General features: G+C 61.2%; 19 protein-coding genes. 10 read left to right on the top strand and 9 right to left on the bottom strand.

Annotated features, from left to right (window positions below):
* Positions 1–32: 32 nt before the first annotated feature.
* On the top strand, positions 33–1130 hold the full coding sequence (locus FRH_RS02725; RefSeq protein ID WP_281997691.1) for an ABC transporter ATP-binding protein: 1098 nt from the start codon (positions 33–35) through the stop codon (positions 1128–1130).
* A gap of 25 nt (positions 1131–1155) precedes the next feature.
* Here the strand turns inward: FRH_RS02725 and FRH_RS02720 are convergent, their stop codons facing one another.
* From FRH_RS02720 to dctP, 4 genes are all read right to left on the bottom strand, one after another.
* Complete coding sequence (locus FRH_RS02720) at positions 1156–2856, bottom strand: iron ABC transporter permease (protein ID WP_139526294.1); 1701 nt, start codon at positions 2854–2856, stop codon at positions 1156–1158.
* A 173-nt stretch (positions 2857–3029) separates the two neighbouring features.
* Positions 3030–4358: a TRAP transporter large permease subunit gene (locus FRH_RS02715; protein ID WP_196781559.1), complete on the bottom strand. Its 1329-nt coding sequence runs from the start codon at positions 4356–4358 to the stop codon at positions 3030–3032.
* On the bottom strand, positions 4355–4858 hold the full coding sequence (locus tag FRH_RS02710) for a TRAP transporter small permease subunit (protein ID WP_139526296.1): 504 nt from the start codon (positions 4856–4858) through the stop codon (positions 4355–4357). Before FRH_RS02710 ends, FRH_RS02715 begins: the two co-directional genes overlap by 4 nt.
* Positions 4859–4935: 77 nt before the next feature.
* Complete coding sequence (gene dctP / locus FRH_RS02705; protein ID WP_139526297.1) at positions 4936–6039, bottom strand: TRAP transporter substrate-binding protein DctP; 1104 nt, start codon at positions 6037–6039, stop codon at positions 4936–4938.
* A gap of 331 nt (positions 6040–6370) precedes the next feature.
* Here dctP and FRH_RS02700 point away from each other — a divergent pair, with 331 nt between their 5' ends.
* Both FRH_RS02700 and FRH_RS02695 read left to right on the top strand, forming a co-directional pair.
* A complete protein-coding gene (locus tag FRH_RS02700; protein WP_281997690.1) occupies positions 6371–8572 on the top strand; it encodes a GNAT family N-acetyltransferase in 2202 nt (733 codons plus the stop codon).
* A gap of 32 nt (positions 8573–8604) precedes the next feature.
* Positions 8605–10062, top strand: coding sequence for an aminoacyl-histidine dipeptidase (locus FRH_RS02695; RefSeq protein ID WP_153842475.1), 1458 nt, complete (start codon positions 8605–8607; stop codon positions 10060–10062).
* Between the two features lie 106 nt (positions 10063–10168).
* Here FRH_RS02695 and FRH_RS02690 read toward each other — a convergent pair whose 3' ends face one another.
* Both FRH_RS02690 and FRH_RS02685 read right to left on the bottom strand, forming a co-directional pair.
* Complete coding sequence (locus FRH_RS02690) at positions 10169–10645, bottom strand: Dps family protein (RefSeq protein WP_139526300.1); 477 nt, start codon at positions 10643–10645, stop codon at positions 10169–10171.
* Positions 10646–10806: 161 nt separating this feature from the next.
* Positions 10807–11940, bottom strand: coding sequence for a glycerate kinase (locus FRH_RS02685; RefSeq protein WP_153842476.1), 1134 nt, complete (start codon positions 11938–11940; stop codon positions 10807–10809).
* A 116-nt stretch (positions 11941–12056) separates the two neighbouring features.
* Here FRH_RS02685 and FRH_RS02680 point away from each other — a divergent pair, with 116 nt between their 5' ends.
* The 4 genes from FRH_RS02680 to FRH_RS02665 are packed head-to-tail and all read left to right on the top strand — an operon-like array spanning position 12057 to position 14732.
* Positions 12057–12620: a hypothetical protein gene (locus tag FRH_RS02680; RefSeq protein WP_153842477.1), complete on the top strand. Its 564-nt coding sequence runs from the start codon at positions 12057–12059 to the stop codon at positions 12618–12620.
* A complete protein-coding gene (locus FRH_RS02675) occupies positions 12617–12991 on the top strand; it encodes a hypothetical protein (RefSeq protein WP_153842478.1) in 375 nt (124 codons plus the stop codon). The genes FRH_RS02680 and FRH_RS02675 overlap by 4 nt, the downstream gene beginning before the upstream one ends.
* Positions 12991–13662, top strand: coding sequence for a DUF1007 family protein (locus FRH_RS02670; RefSeq protein WP_153842709.1), 672 nt, complete (start codon positions 12991–12993; stop codon positions 13660–13662). The genes FRH_RS02675 and FRH_RS02670 overlap by 1 nt, the downstream gene beginning before the upstream one ends.
* Before the next feature lie 59 nt (positions 13663–13721).
* Complete coding sequence (locus FRH_RS02665; RefSeq protein WP_153842479.1) at positions 13722–14732, top strand: nickel/cobalt transporter; 1011 nt, start codon at positions 13722–13724, stop codon at positions 14730–14732.
* A 2-nt stretch (positions 14733–14734) separates the two neighbouring features.
* Here the strand turns inward: FRH_RS02665 and FRH_RS02660 are convergent, their stop codons facing one another.
* Positions 14735–15154 (bottom strand): HIT domain-containing protein, encoded by a 420-nt coding sequence (locus tag FRH_RS02660; RefSeq protein ID WP_153842480.1) that lies wholly within the window; start codon positions 15152–15154, stop codon positions 14735–14737.
* Positions 15155–15320: 166 nt separating this feature from the next.
* Between FRH_RS02660 and FRH_RS02655 the strand changes: the two genes are divergently transcribed.
* The gene (locus tag FRH_RS02655) at positions 15321–15452 is read left to right on the top strand and encodes an entericidin A/B family lipoprotein (RefSeq protein ID WP_139526306.1); all 132 of its coding nucleotides are present in this window, start codon (positions 15321–15323) and stop codon (positions 15450–15452) included.
* A gap of 142 nt (positions 15453–15594) precedes the next feature.
* On the top strand, positions 15595–15933 hold the full coding sequence (locus FRH_RS02650; RefSeq protein WP_239392688.1) for an I78 family peptidase inhibitor: 339 nt from the start codon (positions 15595–15597) through the stop codon (positions 15931–15933).
* On the opposite strand, the gene FRH_RS02645 is transcribed toward FRH_RS02650, so the two are convergent.
* The gene (locus FRH_RS02645; RefSeq protein ID WP_153842481.1) at positions 15930–16535 is read right to left on the bottom strand and encodes a LysE family translocator; all 606 of its coding nucleotides are present in this window, start codon (positions 16533–16535) and stop codon (positions 15930–15932) included. The two genes, FRH_RS02650 and FRH_RS02645, sit on opposite strands and share 4 nt — an antisense overlap.
* A gap of 95 nt (positions 16536–16630) precedes the next feature.
* Here FRH_RS02645 and FRH_RS02640 point away from each other — a divergent pair, with 95 nt between their 5' ends.
* The gene (locus tag FRH_RS02640; protein WP_219861776.1) at positions 16631–18025 is read left to right on the top strand and encodes a PLP-dependent aminotransferase family protein; all 1395 of its coding nucleotides are present in this window, start codon (positions 16631–16633) and stop codon (positions 18023–18025) included.
* Here the strand turns inward: FRH_RS02640 and FRH_RS02635 are convergent, their stop codons facing one another.
* Positions 18026–19030 (bottom strand): ion transporter, encoded by a 1005-nt coding sequence (locus FRH_RS02635; protein ID WP_139526309.1) that lies wholly within the window; start codon positions 19028–19030, stop codon positions 18026–18028.
* Positions 19031–19041 lie beyond the last annotated feature (11 nt).

The raw sequence follows: 19041 nt of genomic DNA, 5'->3' as shown, positions 1-19041 counted from the left end.
CGCTATGTTGCGAACAACTCATGGGTGAACGAATGACGGCAACAGTGTCCCTTTCTGAGGTGGCTGCGCCCGCATCGGCGCTATCGCTGCGCGGTGTGCAGCATACGTTTGCAGCCAATCACGTCGTTAAGGGCATCGATCTCGATATCGCCCAGGGCGAGGTGGTCTGTTTGCTTGGCCCGTCTGGCTGCGGTAAAACCACGCTACTGCGCATCGCCGCAGGGCTCGAAGTGGTTCAAGAGGGCACCGTCAGTCTAGAAGGGCAGGCCATCGCTGCTCCCGGTAGACGTCATGTGCCGCCGGAGAAGCGCAATGTCGGGCTGGCGTTTCAAGACTCTGCCCTTTTTCCGCACTTGAGCGTGCTGGAAAACGTCACTTTTGGTTTAAAGCATCTGCCCTCTGGCCAGCGCCGCGCCCGAGCGCTGGAGCTATTGGCACAGCTGGGCATGGCCGATTACGCCGAGACCTATCCTCATATGCTCTCGGGTGGCCAGCAGCAGCGGGTGGCGCTGGCTCGCGCCCTGGCGCCCACCCCAAAATTGATGTTATTGGATGAGCCCTTCTCTAGCCTGGATGCCCGGCTACGTGATCGGATTCGCGACGATACGCTGCACGTGTTGAAAAAGCTGGGGTCTGCGACGCTGCTGGTTACCCACGACCCGGAAGAGGCGATGTTCATGGCCGACCGCATCGCCCTGATGCGCGATGGTAGGATCGTGCAGACGGGCACGCCGCGGGAGCTGTACTGCGCCCCGGTCGACCCGTTCGTCGTGACGTTTTTCGGTGAAGTCAACGAGCTCGAGGGCGTGGTAAAAGGCGGTGTCGTACAAACGCCGGTGGGGCCCGTGGACGCAAGCTGGCTACCCGAAGGCAGTGCCGCGCAGGTGATGATTCGCCCTGAGGCGCTGCGCATCAAAGAGCGCGACCTGCCGGCCGACGCACACAGCCACAGCCATGTGGTGATGGCAAAGCTGCTCGGCCGCACGAGTTTGATTCACCTCTGCGCCCACGGCGCACAGGGCCAGGAGGCACACCTCCACGCCCGTGTGCCGGGTGTTTTCCTCCCCCAAGAGGGACAGCCGATCGATATCGATCTCGACCACTCCCAGGTGTTTATCTTTCCGCGTTAAGCGCCTTGTTTTGCAGAGCGTCCACTTACTCGGCTTGGCTGCCCGGGCGCGCCCGGCGCATCGCCAAGCTAAGAAGGATCACCGGCAAAATACCCACCACCACGATGGTCAACGAGGCCGTGGAGGCCTCCGCCAAGCGTTCGTCGGACGCTAAGCTATGGGCGCGCACCGCCAGGGTATCGAAGTTGAACGGGCGGAGAATGATCGTGGCGGGCAGCTCCTTCATCACATCCACGAACACCAGAATGCCGGCCGCCAGCAGGCTGCTGCGCATCAGCGGCGTATGAATGCGCCGGAGCGTCCCTCCAGCGGTTTGTCCCAGTGTACGTGAGGCGGCGTCCATGCTCGGGGTGACCTTGCCCAAGCTTGCCTCGACCGCGTTGAACGAGACGGCCAGAAAGCGCACGACGTAAGCGTAAATCAATATGAACGCCGTGCCGCTGAAGACTAGCCCGATGATGGTGTCGTAATGGGTGTGCAGCCAGGTGTTAATGGCATTATCTAGCCAGGCAAACGGAATCAAAATCCCCACGGCCACCACCGACCCCGGAATGGCGTAGCCCATGGCCGCGATGCGAGTAAACAGCCGCGCGCTGGGGGAGTCGTGCAGCCGCACGCCGTAGCTCAGCAGCACCGCTAGCCCCACGGCAATCAGCGCTGCAACCGTCGCGAGGCTCAGGCTGTTCATGGCAAAGCCGATGAAGCGCGTACCGAACAGCCGGTCCCCGGTGGTGATCGCCATTTCCAACAGAATGCCGCTGGGCAGCAAGAAGCCAACGGTGATCGGTAACAGGCAGGCCAGCGTCGCCCCGACGGCGTGCCAGCCGTGCAACCTGTACTCAGGCAACTGTTGATAGCGGTTGGTGGTGTGGAAGTAGCGGCGCTTACCCCGCGACCAGCGCTCCAGCAGCACGAAGGCGATCACGAAGGTCAGCAGGCAGGCGGCAAGCTGGGCCGCAGCAATCGGCTCACCCAGGCCAAACCAGGTGCGGTAAATACCCGTGGTGAAGGTATCCACGCCAAAGAACTGGACCGCGCCGAACTCATTGAGGGTTTCCATCAAGACCAGCGAGACGCCGCCTACCAGCGCCGGGCGCGCCAACGGTAGCGCCACGCTGGCAAACAGCCGCCAGGGGCCTCGCCCCAATGTTCGTCCCACATCCAGCACACACACCGATTGTTCTAAAAAGGTGGCACGGGCCAGCAGGTAGACATAGGGGTAGAGCACGAAGGTAATTAACGTGGCGGCACCGCCCAACGATCGCACGTTGGGGAAGTAGTAGTCGCCCACCTGCCAGTCGAACCACTCCCGCAGCAAGCTTTGTAGCGGCCCGGCCACCTGTAGAAAGTCGGTGTAGGCGTAGGCGATCACGTACGTCGGCACGGCCAGCGGCAGTAGAAGCGCCCACTCGAACAGACGCTTGCCGGGAAAGCGACACATGACCACCAGCCAGGCGGTGCCGGTGCCGATCACCAAGGTGCCTAGCCCGACCCACAGTACCAGCCAAAACGTGTTGGAAAGATAGCGCGGTAAAACGGTACTGGCCAAGTGCTGCCAAACGCCTTCGGTGGGCATCACGATATGCGCGAGTACGACTAAGATGGGCAGCGCCACGATCAGCGCAATCAAGAACAGCGTCACTGACCAAGGGCTGAGCGACAGCGTAAAGCGCGAGGCGAAACCTGACAGCAGAGCCGTGGGTGAGCGGCGAGCAGGCGTAGACACGTCGTGAACTCCTAGGACGAGAGGCAGCGTGGCTCGTCAATGCGAAAAGATAGCGGCTGCAAATAGTATCACCTGGGCTGACAGGGTGCAGCCAGCATTCCTGCCGTCACATCGACAGGCAAAAAAAATCCCTCCGCAGCGCGGAGGGATGTGTGGTACCGAAAATGACGCGGTCAGTAACCGACCATCAGGCTCGGCAGGCCGGTAATCAAACCGGGGAAGATCGACATCAAGATACACGCCAAAAGGATGATGATGACAAACGGCACCACCGCTTTATAGAGATCGACGATCTCGACCCCAGGCGGCGCCACTCCTTTTAGATAGAACAGCGCATAGCCAAATGGCGGGGTTAGGAAGGAGGTTTGCAGCACCACGGCCACCATCACCACGAACCACAGTACGTCGACGCCCATTTGGGCGATGATGGGCAGCATGATCGGGAAGCTCAGCAGTACGATGCCGGTCCAATCCAGGAACATACCCAAAATGAAGACCAGGAACAGCATTAGAAGCAGCGCACCAAAGGTGCCGCCCGGCATGGCCAGGACGAAGTCGCTGATCACCGTCATACCGCCACCAATGGAGAACACGCCGGTAAACGCCGTGGCGCCCACCAGCACCAGCATCACCATGGTGGTGGTTTTGCCCGCTTCGATCAGCGTGTTGTAGCAAGTCGAGAGCTTACGGTCGCCAAAGATCAAGAACAGCAAGAAGGCGATAAACACGCCAATCGCCGAGGCCTCGGTCGCGGTGGCGATCCCGGTAAATAGAGCACCGAGCACGCCCAGGATCAGCGACATCGGCGGTACGACGTATTTACCCAGCATGATCAGCAGCGCTTTGGTGCTGACCTCGGCGCGCTCTTCTTTAGGCACTTTGGGGCCGTAGCTGGGTTTCAGCCAGCAGATCAGCACCACGTATAGAGCGTACATCACCCCCAACAGCAGGCCGGGCACCAGCGCTCCGGCAAACAGCGCGCCCACCGATACGGGCGAGTAGCTGGCCATCAAAATCAGCATGATGCTGGGCGGAATCAAAATGCCTAGACAGCCGCTCGCCATGATCACGCCCGCGCTGAGCTCTTTGTTGTAGCCATACTTCAGCATCGGCACCAGCGCGATCATCCCCATGACGGCGATGGACGCCCCGACGATGCCGGTGGTGGCGGCCAGCAGTACCGAGACCACGACGACGGTCAGCGCCAGGCCACCGCGCACGTTGGCCAACAGTAGGCGCATGGCGTCGAACATCTTCTCCGTGACGCCGGAGTCGTTGAGAAAGCGCGCCATCAAAATGAACAGTGGAATGGCGACCAGCACGTAGTTGTCCATGGCGTTGCCATAGACGTTGTTGATGATGATGCCCAGGGTATTGATACCGGGGCCTAGATACGCGCCGATGACCGCCATGCCGCCCAGTACGAACGCCAATGGGTGTCCCATGAACAGCCCGACCAGCAGTCCGCCAAACATCACCAGCGTTAGTAGTTCTGCACTCATGCGGATGTCTCCTCACGCAGTTGCATGATGGCGCGTAGGACGATGGCAATCGCCTGCAGCAAAATCAGCGCAGCGGCCACGACGATGACCCCTTTCACCGGGTAAACGGGAATCGAGACCATGCCGTAAGTCGTTTCGCCACGGCTAAAGGAGCGCTCGAAAAAGGCCCAGCCGTAGGTCAGAAGCAGCCAAATGAACGGGACGAAAAAGACCAAATACCCAATGAGATCCAGCACGGCCTGCTTTTTACGGGATAGCAGCCGTTTCACCACGTCGACTTCCACGTGAGCGTGATGGCGCAACCCGTAAGCGGCCATGAGCATGAAGTGGGCGCCAAACAGCATCTTCGTCACATCGAACGCCCAGTCGCTGGGGCGACCAAAGAAAAAGCGCGACACGATGTCGTAAAGCACGATAAGAGTAATGATGGCAATTAACGGCGCAATGATGCGGCCAAACAGCTCGTTAATCGCATCGATCGCCTTGGCAATCGCATTCATGGAAGATCTCCGCAACTGAGCTAAGGCCGCCCCGACAAGGGGAGGGGCGGCCATGTTACGCTTTTATAGTGAGTGCCTTATAAGCAGGCTTCGATCTCTTCCAGTGAGGGGAGGTTGTCCATGGTACGGCTCATGTTGAAGGGGGCCGTCACATCACGCCATGCGGCGTACTCTTGCAGGTAGGTGATCATGGAGTGGTAGACCTTGGCATGGTCTGGATTCTCACAGGCGCCGCGTACGATCACCTCGTTGGTGATCTCCTGGATGCGCGCCAGATCCTCTTCGGAGAACTGGTTGATGGTCACGCCCGCGTCGATGAACTTCTGGGTCGCTTCGGTGGACTCGCGCTCGGACCAGGAGAGTGACCACGCCATGGTGGCTTCGGCGGCAATACGCAGTTTGGCCTGGGTCTCTTCGGAGAGGGCATCCCACGCGTCTTTATTGATCATGACGCCGAACACGCTCGCTGACTGGTGCCAGCCGGGGGTCGCCCAGTAGTCGGCGACTTCGGCAAAGCCTGCATTGAAGTCAACGCCAGGGGTAGAGAACTCACCTGCGTCGATCACCCCACGCTCGATGGCTTGGTATACTTCACCACCGGCCAGCGTGACCTGGGAACCGCCCAGCTCTTCGAGTACGCGGCCCTGGTCACGGCCAGAGAGACGCAGGCGCTTGCCTTCTAGGTCGGCGATGCTCTCGATGGGCGTGCGGCCCATGAAACCCGATTCGTTGTTGGTGATGCCGTAGGGCAGGTACACCATATTGTACTGGCCGTAGATCTCTTGGTAGAGCTCGAAGCCGCCCCACTGTTGGATCCAGTTCAGATAATCGACACCGTTGAACAAACTGGTGGTGGTGGCCAGCGGCGAGAACGCCGGGTTCAGACCCGCCCAGTAGCCGGGCCAGTCGCCTGCGGCTTGAATCGCACCGGTTTCGGTCGCATCGAATACCTCGGTGCCCGGCATCAAGGTGCCGCCTGCGCGGAAATTGATTTGGACTTCATCGCCCGCCAGTTGGTTGACCAGCTCGGCCCAGTGCTGATCGATCTTGATCAGGTCGAGGTTCTCCGGCCACGTGGTGGTCATGGTCCACTGCTCCTGCGCTTGAGCGGTAGACGTGAGGGCGGCGAAGGCGACGCCAGCGGCAAGGCTGGTGAGTGCGAATTTTGTGGTCTTTTTCATTGTATGTTTCCTGGTACTTTGGCGGTTAGCGTTATTAGTGTTGGAGACCTGAAAGCAGGAAAGTACAGCAGCATGCTGACGTTTACGTAAAGTAAAACAACGCTGCGCTGCATCGCTAAGCTAGCACACTCCACCCGCTGCAGCGCAATATCAGTAAATCAAGGAAGTTAACGCGACAGCCATCGCAGAGATAATGCGGAAAAAGCCGTTAAAACATTGCTTTAAAAGGTACTTCTACGATCTTTACCCCGTCTTGAGGGGTGAGAAAACGTTGAAAAGCCCGGGTTTGTTCAACCAAAGTTGTAAGAGAATTCTTGCCTAAGGAGCCGCTATGAGCGGGTCACGCCACGCCGAGCCCACCTTATCCCGCGAACGCATCGACAGAGACGCCGCCACGCTCATCTGCCATGCCCGCCGTTTAAAGCAGCGGGGCTGGCGCGGACTGGTGTGGTTAAGCGGTGTGCCGGAGCAGGCCCGTCAGCAAGCGTTGGCGCTGTGGCAGGCCGCCGACTGGCAGACGCCACTGTGGGTAGGCGATGCCCAACAGGCCCCTGTCTCAGCCAGTTTATCTAGCCGTAAAGCGCGTACCCGGCTGGGGGCCGAGCACCAGCTCGTGATTCTCGATGCCAGTGGCCACGAAGGGCTGGATCCCGATGCGCTGGGCGCACTGGCGGGGACGGTGAGTGCGGGCGGTCTTCTGGTGCTGATGACGCCCTCGGCTTGGGGTAGCCAGCCCGATCCCAACTACGCTCGCTTTGCCGATTACCCCTGGCCTTGGGAGCACTTTAGTGCCCACTATTTGGCGCGTTTGGCGCGCTTGCTGAGGGCGTCGAATCAGGTGGTGCGCTGGCCTGTGGGAGGGGCACTGCGGTTGCCGATCCTGGGCAAACGGCCAAGCGCCCCTGAGCCCAGTGAAGACGCTGACTGTCTTTCCGCGGACCAAGCCTTGGCGGTGAGCGCGCTGGTCAAGCTCAAGCGGCGTCGGCCGCTGGTCGTGACTGCCGACCGAGGTCGGGGCAAGAGCGCCGCACTGGGCATCGCCTGCGCACGGCTACTGCAGCAAAGCGACGGTGGCGAGTGGCTGCTCACCGCGCCTCGGCTAAGCGCCGTGGAAAGCGTCTTCAACCGTGTGGCGGCGCTGTGCCCGGCGCTGCAGCGCCACGGCCCCGCCGAGGTGTCGCTGGCCAACGGCAGTCGGTTGCGCTTTTTGCCACCGGATGTCCTAACGGAGCTCGTCGAACAGGGTACGTTGGGGGGCAGTGGCAGTACGCTGCTGGTCGATGAGGCCGCTGCCATTCCCGCCTCGCTGTTGGGGCGCTGGCTGTCGGCGTTTCCGCGCATTGCCTTCGCCACCACGGTGCATGGCTACGAAGGTTCTGGGCGCGGTTTTGCGCTGCGTTTTCGCGATGTGCTGGACCGCCAAGCACCCCACTGGCGCGAGCTAACGCTGCAAACGCCGATACGCTGGTCGACCGGAGACCCGCTGGAGGCGCTCATCCAGCGCTTGCTCTTATTGGATGCGCCGCTACCTAACGCAACTCCTTCACAAGACGAGTTGCCAGCGAGCGTCGTGCTCAGCCAAGCGCAGCTCGCGAGTCAGGATGCACGATTAGAAACGCTGTTTGGTCTGCTGGTGCAGTCCCACTACCGCACCACGCCGAGCGATTTACGCCAACTGCTGGATGGCCCCGGCACGGGACTACGCATGATACCCAGCCGCGACGGGGACGACCCGCAAGCCGTTCTGGTCACCCGCGAGGAGGGCGGCTTCGCGGCCGAGCTGGCCGACCAGGTGGCCAGGGGCGAACGCAGGCCCCAGGGGCATTTGCTGGCGCAGTCGCTCGCAGCCCATGGTGGCAGTCGAGCGGCCCTCATCGCCCGCTGGCGGCGGGTGGCGCGTATTGCCACGCATCCCCAGCGCCGCCGAGAAGGGCTGGGGCGACAGCTCCTGGAAGAGGATATCGATAGCGCCACCCAGCAAGGGCTGTCCCTGTATGGCGCCACCTTCGGGGCGGAAGCGTCGCTACTGCGCTTTTGGCTGGCGCTAGGGTTCGTACCTGTCCGTTTGGGCATGACCCGCGAAGCCGCCACCGGCGAGTATGCTGTGATGGTCGCCAGGGCGCTCAACCCCGAGGGGCACGCGGTGCTGGACACCTTGAGGAGCGGCTTTGCCGCTTCGCTGCCTAGCCTGCTGGCCTTCGAGCTGGCCGCATTGCCTGCGTCGGTCGTGGCGCTGCTGCTCGCTGCACTGCCCGCTCAGCCGCTCGGCACGGCCGAGCGCCAAGCCATTCATGACGTGGCTTATGCCCGTCGCGACCCTGCGCTGGCCCGACCCGCGCTCCAGGCGCTAGCGCGGGAAGCCAGTCGACAGCCGCTGGGCGAGGCTCAGCAGGCGCACCAGCAGCTCGCCGCCTGGGCCTACCAAAACCAGCCGCTGGACAAGACCCAGAACCTCGCCGTGCAGCGCTTGCGCGAGTCGGCGCAACAGGTGATCACCGCGTGCGAGCTTTTCCCCAGTGAGCCAGAGCGGTAAAGTAAGTCGGTTATCGATAATGAAGAGTTTCCATGAACGCACATCTAGCAGCGCTCGAGCCACGCCTTGTATGGCAGCACTTTCGTACTCTGTGTAACACGCCGCGCCCCTCCGGTCATGAGGCCGCGTTGGTCGCTACCTTGGAAGCCTGGGCGGATGCGCAAGGGCTTGCCCACGACCAGGATGCCTTCGGCAACCTGCGTATCCGCAAGCCTGCCACCCCTGGCTGTGAAGGCGCGCCGGGAATCGTACTGCAGGGCCATCTGGATATGGTGGCCCAGGCCAATGCGGGGCATGCGCATGACTTTACCCGCGACCCCATTCGCACCGTGGTTAAAGAGGGCTGGCTGCACGCCGAAGGCACGACGCTAGGAGCGGACAACGGAATGGGCGTGGCCGCGATATTGGCCGTGCTGGAAGACCCCGACCTGACCCACGGCCCACTCGAAGCCCTGTTCACCCTAGAAGAAGAGACCTCCATGGGCGGTGCGCTGAATCTTGCCGAGAACTGGTTGGAAGGCTCGCTGCTGCTCAATTTGGACAGTGAAGACCGTGGCGAGGTGTATATCGGCTGTGCTGGCGGCGCCGATGTGGTGGTCGATGCGCAGCTGCCTTGCACCGCCCTGCAAGCCGATGAGCGACTGCTTTCCCTCTCGCTGACGGGCCTTAAAGGCGGCCACTCGGGCATGGACATTCACCAGCCTCTGGGCAACGCCAATCGCCTGTTGGTGCGCGTTCTTTGGGCGCTAGAAGAGTACGATGCTCGTCTAGTGAGCTATCAGGGCGGCACGCTGCGCAACGCCATTCCCCGTGAAGCCTTTGCGCAGGTGGCGCTGCCCGCCGACGATATGGAGGCCGCCCTGGCCACCGTCGAGAGGCTGGCCGCCACCCTCAAGGCCGAGCTGGGCAGTGGCGATAGCGGCCTGGTATTGACCGCCGAGCGCGCCGAGCAGGCCGACGCCGAGCCGCTGACGCTCGATGCCAGCGCGATGCTGCTGGCGGCGCTGCATGCCGCCCCGTGCGGCGTCGAGCGCATGAGCGCCGACGTGCCAGGCGTAGTCGAAACCTCCAACAACCTGGGCGTGTTAAGCGTCGAAGCCGGTCGCTTTCATCTCTGTGCCCTGGTGCGTTCGTTGCACGATAGCGCTGCCCAAGCGATGGCCGAGCGCTTTCAGGCGCTGTTTGGGCTCATGGGCGCACGGGTGAAAGTCGAAAACGGCTACCCCGGCTGGGCACCCAACCCGGATAGCCCGCTACTGGCCACCTTCAAGGCGCGCCACGCGGCGCTGATGGGCCACGAGCCCGAGGTGAAAGTGATCCATGCGGGGCTAGAGTGCGGTATTTTGGGCAGCAAATACCCGCACTTGGACATGATTTCCTTCGGCCCGCTGATTCGCGGCGCGCACTCGCCGGATGAGCGGGTGGAGATCGAGTCCGTGGCGGAGTTCTGGGCCATGCTGCGCGATCTGGTGGCGGCGCTGGCGAAGTAACGTCCTCTCGCCATGCCCAACACCATCAAAAACGGCACCCTAGAGGTGCCGTTTTTGATGAAGCGTGATGACCGCCTGCGATATCGATGGCGGCCAATCGCCTCGCTTATTTGCCTAGATAGGCGTTGAGCATCCACACGGTTTTTTCCTGCTCGCGGATGTAGTCGCCCGCTTGGGCGGCGGTGCCCTCGTCATCGGCGTCGGACGCTAGCGCCAACAGTTCGCGCTGCAGTTCGATCAGCGTTTGATAGCCTGCCAGAACGCCTTGCACGCAGGTCTTGCCATCGTGGACGTCTTTGTCTTCTTGGATGCGCGACAGCTTGGTGTAATCGCTGTACGCGTGAACCGGTTTGTGGCCCAAGGTCAAAATACGCTCAGCGACCTCGTCGACCTTGGTCAGCAGGTCGGTGTAGAACTCTTCGAATTTGGCGTGCAATTCGAAGAAGTCGTTGCCTTTCACGTTCCAGTGATAGCCACGAACGTTCATGTAAAAAATCTGATAATTGGCCAACAGGTGGTTGAGTTTCTCGGCGAGCTGGCTGGCGCTGCCTTCGTGTAAACCAATGCTATTGGTATCGTCCATTGTCTGCTCCTCCTTGGTGGGCGCTGCATTTCAACGTGTGTCTGTTTCGTGCCGAGTTCAGCTTAGAGTGCTGCAACGGCGAGGTGAAACAGATTTTTTGCATCGCCGTCATAGCGGATAAGGTATACGTGCAGGCACCATCACAGGATTTCAAGGGGCGCTTAGCGGCAGGCGAGCCAAAGCCGCGCAATGCTTTCGCAGCGGTCTGCCAGCAGCTCCGCAGTGCGTGGCAGCGCCTGCTCTAACGTCATCAATCCATCGGCGAGGGCAAAGGCGGCGGTTACCCCCTCGTCGGTACACGCCTGCCAGCCATCGCCCAGGCTACCCGCGAGCACGACCACCGGTTTACCCAGGCGTTTAGCGACGCGGGCGACGCCAATCGGCGTTTTGCCCGCTAGGCTCTGACCATCCAAGCGGCCTTCACCGGTAATGACCACGTCGGCCTCATTCATCAACCGGGCAACGTTCGCCTGTTGCATGATCATCTCGATGCCCGGTGTCAGCGTGGCGTTCAGAAAACAGCGGGCTGCAAAGCCCATGCCGCCTGCCGCCCCCGCCCCTGGGAGCTCTCGTTCATCGCGGCCCAGCGCTTTGGCCGTCAGGTCGGCAAAGTGGCCAAGCGCGCGGTCGAGTATGGCGACATCGCCTTCCGTCGCGCCTTTTTGTGGGCCGAAGACGGCGCTGGCACCGTGTTCGCCCAGCAGCGGATTATCCACATCCACGGCGGCTTCAACGTGCAAGTCGGCGAGGCGTGGATCCAGCGTCGACAGATCCAAGGTGGCCAGCTGCTGGAGCGCCGCGCCGCCGCGGGGCAACGGCTGGCCTTGGGCATCCAACAGCGTGGCGCCCAGGGCCTGGAGCATGCCCGCGCCAGCATCGTTGGTAGCACTTCCGCCGAGCAGCAACAGGGCATGCGTGGCGCCTGCCTCCAAGGCAGCGCGAAACAGTTCACCTACGCCGTAGGTGGTGGTGTGCAGTGCGTTGCGCTCTTCGCGGGTCAGGTGCTGTAAGCCGCTGGCTTCTGCCAGCTCGATAAACGCGGTACGCTGCTCGTCGAGCCAGCCCCAGGCGGCTTGTCGGGGCCGTCCCAGGGCGTCCTTGACGGTAAGGGTGCGGCGTTCGGCGCGCGTGGTGGCAATCAATGCGTCCAGGCTGCCTTCGCCGCCATCGGCCAGGGGGCAAAGCTGTGTGATGGCACTGGGAGCTGCCCGTTTGATGCCCTTGGCCATGGCCTTGGCGGCCTCGTCGGCACTTAGGGCGTCCTTAAAACTGTCAGGGCAAAGCAGTACATTCATCGCACGACCTCCTTAAAACGTTGTCTCAGCGTGTTGTCGTTCTTTTAATGTCTGTTGGCGAGCTTAGCGCGCTGCTTGGCGACACACCAGCCATGACGGTAGCGAGAGGATTTTTCATGAAGGCCATACCCCTTAGCATCACCTGCCTATTGGCACTGGCAGGTTGCCAAACGGTTCCCGACCGTCTGCCCCAAGCAGAGCCTGCGCCAGCGGCGGCGTGCTTCTTTCCCACCGACCAGCCTGCGTCTGATGAAACGCTGCACGTTTTGACGAAAAGCATCGACGTCCTGGAAGCCTGGGGATTTTCGTTGGAAACCACTGATACTGAACTTGGGCTAGTGAGTGCCTCCCGGGAGCGCGAGCTGATCGGCTACTACGACCGCTATGACTACGACTATGGCTACGGCAGCGGCTTCCGCCTGTTTGGCGGATTTGGTATTGGTCGCGGTGTAGGGATTGGCGTGGGAGGCTCCTTCGGCCCAGGTTTTGGCCAGCAGCCGGTTGAAGTAGAGCGGGTATCGCTGCTTGCCCGCGATGGCCATCTGCGCATCTCTCGTGACATTCGTCGTTTCGACCATCTGGGCGAGCTGCGCGAGTCTTACAGCGCCAGTAACGATGATTTTTGTGGCCGTTTCCAGGAAGCCTTTTATTCGTCCGCCACGCCTCAGGGGGCATCATGACACCGTCCCGTCCCACCGTATTGGCAGCCCTCACGCTATGCACCATGTTGTGGCTGGCAGGCTGCGCCACGACGCAGCCGTTAGAACCCAGAGAGCTGCGCTACAATGCCCCAATGGAGCAAGCCTTCCGCGAGGCGGTGGCACTGATGATGGAGCAGGGCTATGTGATACGCCACGCCGATTTGACCTTAGGGCGCGCCGAGGCAAGCCTGGCACGCTGGCCCGGATATCGGGTTCAGCTTCAAGTAAGCGAAGCTCAAGGGGGGAGTCTGGTCAGCGTGTCAGCACTGCGCGGTAGCCAGCCGATACCGCCTTATGTGCTAGACCCCTGGCTCGTGGCGTTACAGCGCAATTTAGGAGAATTGCCGTGATGAATGCATGGTCACCTGCCACGCTGCGTCGTACTGGCCAAGCGCTGCTGGTGGGCAGCCTGTTGGTCAGTTCGATGGCACAGGCCCACCCTCACGGCTGGATCGACATGAGCGTGCGTGTCATTACCAACGACGTCGGTGCAGTCACCGGGCTTCATCAAACGTGGCGAATGGACCCCTTTTATAGCTTGGTCGTCATGGAGGAGTTGCAGCAGGTACCAGGCACGAGCCTGGAGCAAGGGCTGGATCAGTTGGGCAGTGAGATTCGCGATAACTTGACTCCTCAGCACTACTTTACCGAGGTGCGGATCGGCGAAGAGCCACAGACGTTTGGCGAGGTCACCGAGTACACCGCGCTGGCGCGAGACGGGCGTTTGACGTTTATGTTCATCCTGCCGCTGGCGACTCCCCAAGCGCTCAGCGGGCAGGTGCTGGAGTACCAAGTCTTCGACCCCACGTACTACATCGAGATGGTACATGAGGAAGAGGACAACGAGCCCTCTCCTCGGGCGCTGATTCTCAACGGCGACCCTGACTGCGCGCTCAGCGTTTTGCCTGCCGATCCCGACCCTGAGCGGGTCATGCAGGCGGCGCTGTTGGATGTAGACGAAGAGGGCGAGCCAGGGTTAGGCCGCCACTTTGCGGAAACGGGCCGCGTGGATTGTCGCTAGCCGCCCAACGGGCGAGTCGTGTATAAAGTGTTACTTTATATCTTTTATGCGGAGGGGGCATGCCGTTAAGCCGACGACAACTTACCATCGGCGCTGTGGCGATAGTGGGCGTGGCGCTGCTGGTATGGGCCATACAGGTGAATTTACAGAGCGTTAGCCTTCAGCTGTTGGCGTGGCAGCGGGAGCTACACCGTAGCCTGACCCTGGCGATTACCGAGCTGTCGCGGACGCCCACCACCGCCACGTGGGTCACGCTGCTCGGCGTGAGCTTTGCGTACGGCGTCTTTCATGCGGCCGGGCCGGGGCATGGTAAAGCGGTATTGGCGACCTATTTGGCGTCCCATGGCGGTGCGACTCGCCGGGCGCTGGGGCTCTCGTTTGCTGCCTCGTTACTGCAGGGCCTCACGGCTATCGCGATGGTGGCGGTGTTGGTACACGGGCTAGGCTGGGTGACGCGACAAGCCATGGGCAGTGTGGCTTGGGTGGAACAGGCCAGCTTTCTTCTGGTAGCGCTATTGGGTGCTTGGCTCTGTTGGCGGGCGGTGCAGCAGCTGCGCCACGCCTATGCGGCTCGCCATGAGCCCGTGATAGAACATACGCATTCTCATGACCACAGCCACGATCACAGCCACAGCCACGATCATACCCACTGCTGTGGCGGGGCTCATCACGTCGAACCCGCGCAGGCACTGGATTGGCATACGGCGTTGATGACCGTTGGGGCGATCGGTATGCGCCCCTGCAGTGGCGCCATTCTGATGCTGGGGGCCGCAAGTCTCTTGGGGCAATTTTATGTGGGGGTTGCATCGGTGGTGGCAATGTCGCTGGGCACGGGTATCACCGTGTCGATATTGGCCCTGGCCAGCATCGTGGCTAGAGGGTGGGCGACCAAGCGGCTACACAAGCAGAGCCAGCAGCGGGTCGAGAAAGCGGCGGGCTGGGCGGCGCTCACTGGTGGGGTCGTGATCATTGCCTTGGGTGTTTCCTTGGCGCTGGCAGGTGCGGCGCAGCCCGCCAGCGGCACATTACTCAACGAGCCACCCGCGCGCAGCTCTCTGCTGGGGGGCTAAGCTTAAAGCGTCAGGCTCTCGATGTGCGCCAGAAGCTGTTCACGGCGCTCACCCTGCTGGTCGAGCTCGTAAGGCGTGGCGGTGCCGTTGCCCCACACGGGCGCGGGCCAGCTGGCGTCATCGGTATAGCGCACCACCAGATGGATATGTAGCTGGCTAACCACGTTGCCTAGCGTGGCAATATTGAGCTTGTCGCCTTGAAAGCCCTCTTTCATGGCGGCGCCCAGCTGCGTCGCCTCCTGCCAAAGTTGGGCCTGCTCGGCCTGGCTCAGCTCGAATACCTCACTGATCGAGGCCACGCGGGGCACGAGCACCACCCAAGGGTAGCGAGCATCGTTCATCAGCAGAGCGCGGCAAAGCGGTAGGTCAGCGAGGGGAAAGGTATCGGCCTCTAAGCGTGAATCGAGTTCGAAGGTTGCCAAGCGGAGTGCTCCTAAGCCAAACGGTTGGACTAGCATCATAGCAGGCAGTGATTATGTCAGGGAAAACAGGCGAAATGATTAAAATCTGTTACGCTGAAAACACTCCTAGGCGGTAAGGCTGCCGCCGGAGCTTCCCGATGTCGAATGACCTGTTAAGGAGAACACCATGAAAAAATTACTGGCGACTAGCTTTATTCTGCTCATGACGGCAGGCGCACTCGCGGGCTGCAACACCATTGCAGGAGCAGGACAAGACGTGGAAGAAGGCGGCCAAGCCGTTCAAGACGCCGCAAGCTAAGGCTCGGCCTCAACGGCTTGTCGTGTTTACGTGCGGGCTAGGCAGCAATGCCTAGCCCGCACTGCTTAGTGAGCCAGTGACACGTGTGAGTCAGAACAAACTTCATCGAGGAACATCAATCATGACGCCAGGAAGCACGGGGATGATGATCGCAAAGGGCCATATGAAACGCTTGAGCAGCGCGCTGGCCGTGCTGCTGCTTGCAGGGTGCAGCAGCGCACCCAGTGAAACGGCCGCGCCGACACCGCCAACGGTCGATCAAACGGCACCGGCTCGACCAACATGCGATGCTAGCGCCGTGCAGTACGCCATCGGTGCGCCCTTCGATGAAGCCAACGTCGAAACACTTGAAGCGCAAAGTGGCGCCAACCAAGTGCGGGTGCTGCGCCCGGGCAGCGCCGCCACCATGGATTACCGTGACGATCGACTCAATATTCATCTGGAAAGCAACGACATGATCGAGGCGCTGCGCTGCGGCTAACGCAAAATCAGCCATACGCAGGCGGCGGTGAGAACGCCCATCGTGATGTTGAACCCACGCCACGCCCGGTCGCTTTTGATCCACTGCCCAATGGCGCTACCAAATGCGGCCCACAGCGCAATGCAGGGCAGCGCCACCACTTCCGCAAACCCGGCCAGTACCAGGGCATTGACGATCGGCTGGCCGCTCTCCGGTAGAAACCCCGCCATCAGCGCCAACCCCATCACCCACGCTTTGGGGTTGGCGAACTGAAACATGGCTGCCTGCCAAAACGTCAGCGGCACCCCGTGCTGGCTGGCGTGTAAGTTGGGCGGCGGGGCGGTGGCGATTTTCCAGGCAAGGTAGAGCAAATACGCACTCCCTACCCAGCGCAGCGTGGTTTGCACCACCGGGAAGCGTTCGAACAGCACGCCTAGCCCCAGCGCAATGCTGGCAAACAGTAAGAAACAACCTCCTAAAATGCCCCACATATGCGGCATGGTGCGCCGAAAGCCAAAGTTGGCCCCCGAGGCGGTGAGCATGATGTTATTGGGCCCAGGTGTGAGCGTCATCGACATCATATAGAGCGCTGCGGGGCCAAGGATGAGCCATTCGCTATTCATTTTGTATCCATACAATTTTGATGAATTGGGTTGTTGGTGGGCATTTTTGTTAGCATAATGTGGCTATTTTTTACGTCAAAGGTTTTATTGTCACCATGACAATTTGGGTGCCTTCCATTGAACACATGACCGGCCCACGCTATCGGGCGATTGCCCAGGCCATTGGCGATGCCATTGCCAGGGGTGGTTTGGCGCCAGGAGAGAAACTGCCGCCCCAACGCCGGTTAGCGGATGCGTTAGGCGTCACCGTGGGCACCGTCACCCGGGGCTATGCCGAAGCAGAGCATCGCGGATGGGTGAGCGCCCGGGTAGGCAGCGGCACCTATGTGAAAGAGCGCAGACCAAGCCACGTCTTTGGCAGTCAGCCCAGTACGCAAGCCGGTGACGATACGATCGATTTGAGCCTCAGCCTGCCGCCACCGCATCTTTTAAGAGAGCAGGCGCTGAGTGCGGCTCTGACCACACTCAGTACTTCGGCGGATGCGCTCAGGCGCAGCGTGGCTTACTCAAGCTCCCAGGGTAGCGACCACCACCGCGCCGCTCTCTCTCAGTGGCTCACCCAGTTAGGCATGGCCCTCGACGCTGAGGAACTGCTGATCACTCAAGGCGGGCAGCACGGCATCAGTCTGGCCATCGGCACGTTGTTACGCCCCGGAGAGCTGGTTGCTGCCGATGCCTTGACGTACCCAGGGGCGATCAGCGCAGCCCAACAGGCGCACCTCAAGATGGTCGCCATCCCTTTCGACCAGGAGGGGATGTGTATGGAGACGCTGGCGGCCCAGTGCGCGCGTCAGCCGCCGCGATTGATATACCTTACGCCTGATCAAAATAATCCCACCGGCATCTGCCTGAGCGAAGCGCGCCGAGAGCAGCTCGTGGCGCTCGCAAGGCGCTACGATATATGGCTGCTAGAGGATGGCGTGCAGTACCTACCCGTCGAGCAGCGTGGCACGCCGCTCTATCGGTTAGCGCCAGAGCGCACGCTGTTCGTCTTTAGCACGGCAAAAGTGCTGGCGGGCGGGCTGCGTATGGGCGTGCTGCGCGCGCCACCTGCGCTGCTGGAGCGGCTGGCGGCGGCCTTAAGAGCGCAAAGCTGGATGGTGCCACCGCTCATGGTGGATGTGGTTTGCCACTGGGTGAGCCAAAGCGCGTCACACGAGCTGCTGACGTGGCAAACCCAGGAGCTGGCGGCACGGCAGCAGCTCGTCACGGACCACCTGGCGGGCTACTCGCTGAGCCGTCGGCCAAACGGCAGCAACGTATGGCTAACGCTACCCGATGGCGTACGGGCGCTCGAGCTGTGCGAGCGGCTCAACCAGCAGGGCGTCAAAGTGACCAGCGCGGAACCCTTCTGCGTAGGCAGCGCACCGGCCCCCCAGGCGGTGCGGATTTGCATCGGAGCGGCCGTTGATCAGGCGGCGCTTACGCGTGCGCTGTCCATTGTGCGCGCGAGCCTAGAGCAGACGCCCCTTGCGACCGCAACGGTCTAGCTAGTCATAGCGATCTTTCCAACCCTGATGGCGCACCTGCTCTTTGAGCATGTCGAGCACGTCGTAAAGCACCTGTTCGGTCACTTTGGCGCTGGTGTCGTCGACGGTCAACCAACTGTCAAAGCTGGTGTCGGCGGTGCGCTCGACGAGTTGACGAAAGGCGGGGGAGTGCATGCCTTGCGCCATTTCATCCACCAGCCGCTGGGCGACGCTGCTGATAGAAGCTTGCATCGCGCTTGATGCGGTTTTTCCCATGGGTAAGCGGTGTAGTCGTTGAATTTCCGGGCTCTCTCGCAGCGTGCGGCTCACCAGATCGTCGATGGCCATCATGATGGCGGTGCGATTTTGCTGATACGCCCGTCCGGCCGTCGCCTCGAGGCGCTCGGCAATTTCATGGATCAACTGGGTTTTGCGCGGCATGATCACCCGCTCGATGACGCGTTCGGTGAGCGAGTCGCTGGACATGATCTGCTCCTGAGCGTTGCCTAGCAAACGCAGCGCTATACGGTCTGAGAGCTCCTCCAACAAAATATCGTAATACTTGGCAAAAAATCGATAGACCGACCAACGGGTCACATCGATCAAGCGCAGTCGATGTAACCGGTGTAGGAGCGAAATGACGCGTAAGGCGCGTAGCCAACGAAACCCACTGAGTGGGATGCAGCCCAGCACGTCGTACCAGTGTACGAAGGGATAGAAAAACCAGCGGTGATAGCGCCGCTCGGCAATCGCGACGGCCCAGCCCAGGAGTACATCGGCAATGAAGACGCTGACGAAAACCAAGTCGATGGTGATGAAGCGGCTGTGAATCGTCGTATCGTAAAACTCGTGAAAGCCAGGTGCGATGGTGGCCAGCGACTGGTTGATTGGACCGATAAGGAACAGCGAGTCAAACAGCAGCAGGCTTAGGTTGAGGACAACGGCGGCAAGGATCAAGAGATCCCAGCCGATGTGCGCATACTCGACGGCCTTGGGCAGGTGGGGGTAGCGCTGCCTGATGGGCATGATGACTCCTT

The sequence above is a fragment of the Halomonas sp. A020 genome (genome assembly GCF_027943625.1).
Classification (GTDB): Bacteria; Pseudomonadota; Gammaproteobacteria; order Pseudomonadales; family Halomonadaceae; genus Vreelandella; species Vreelandella piezotolerans.
This window is presented reverse-complemented; position numbering and strand designations above follow the sequence as displayed.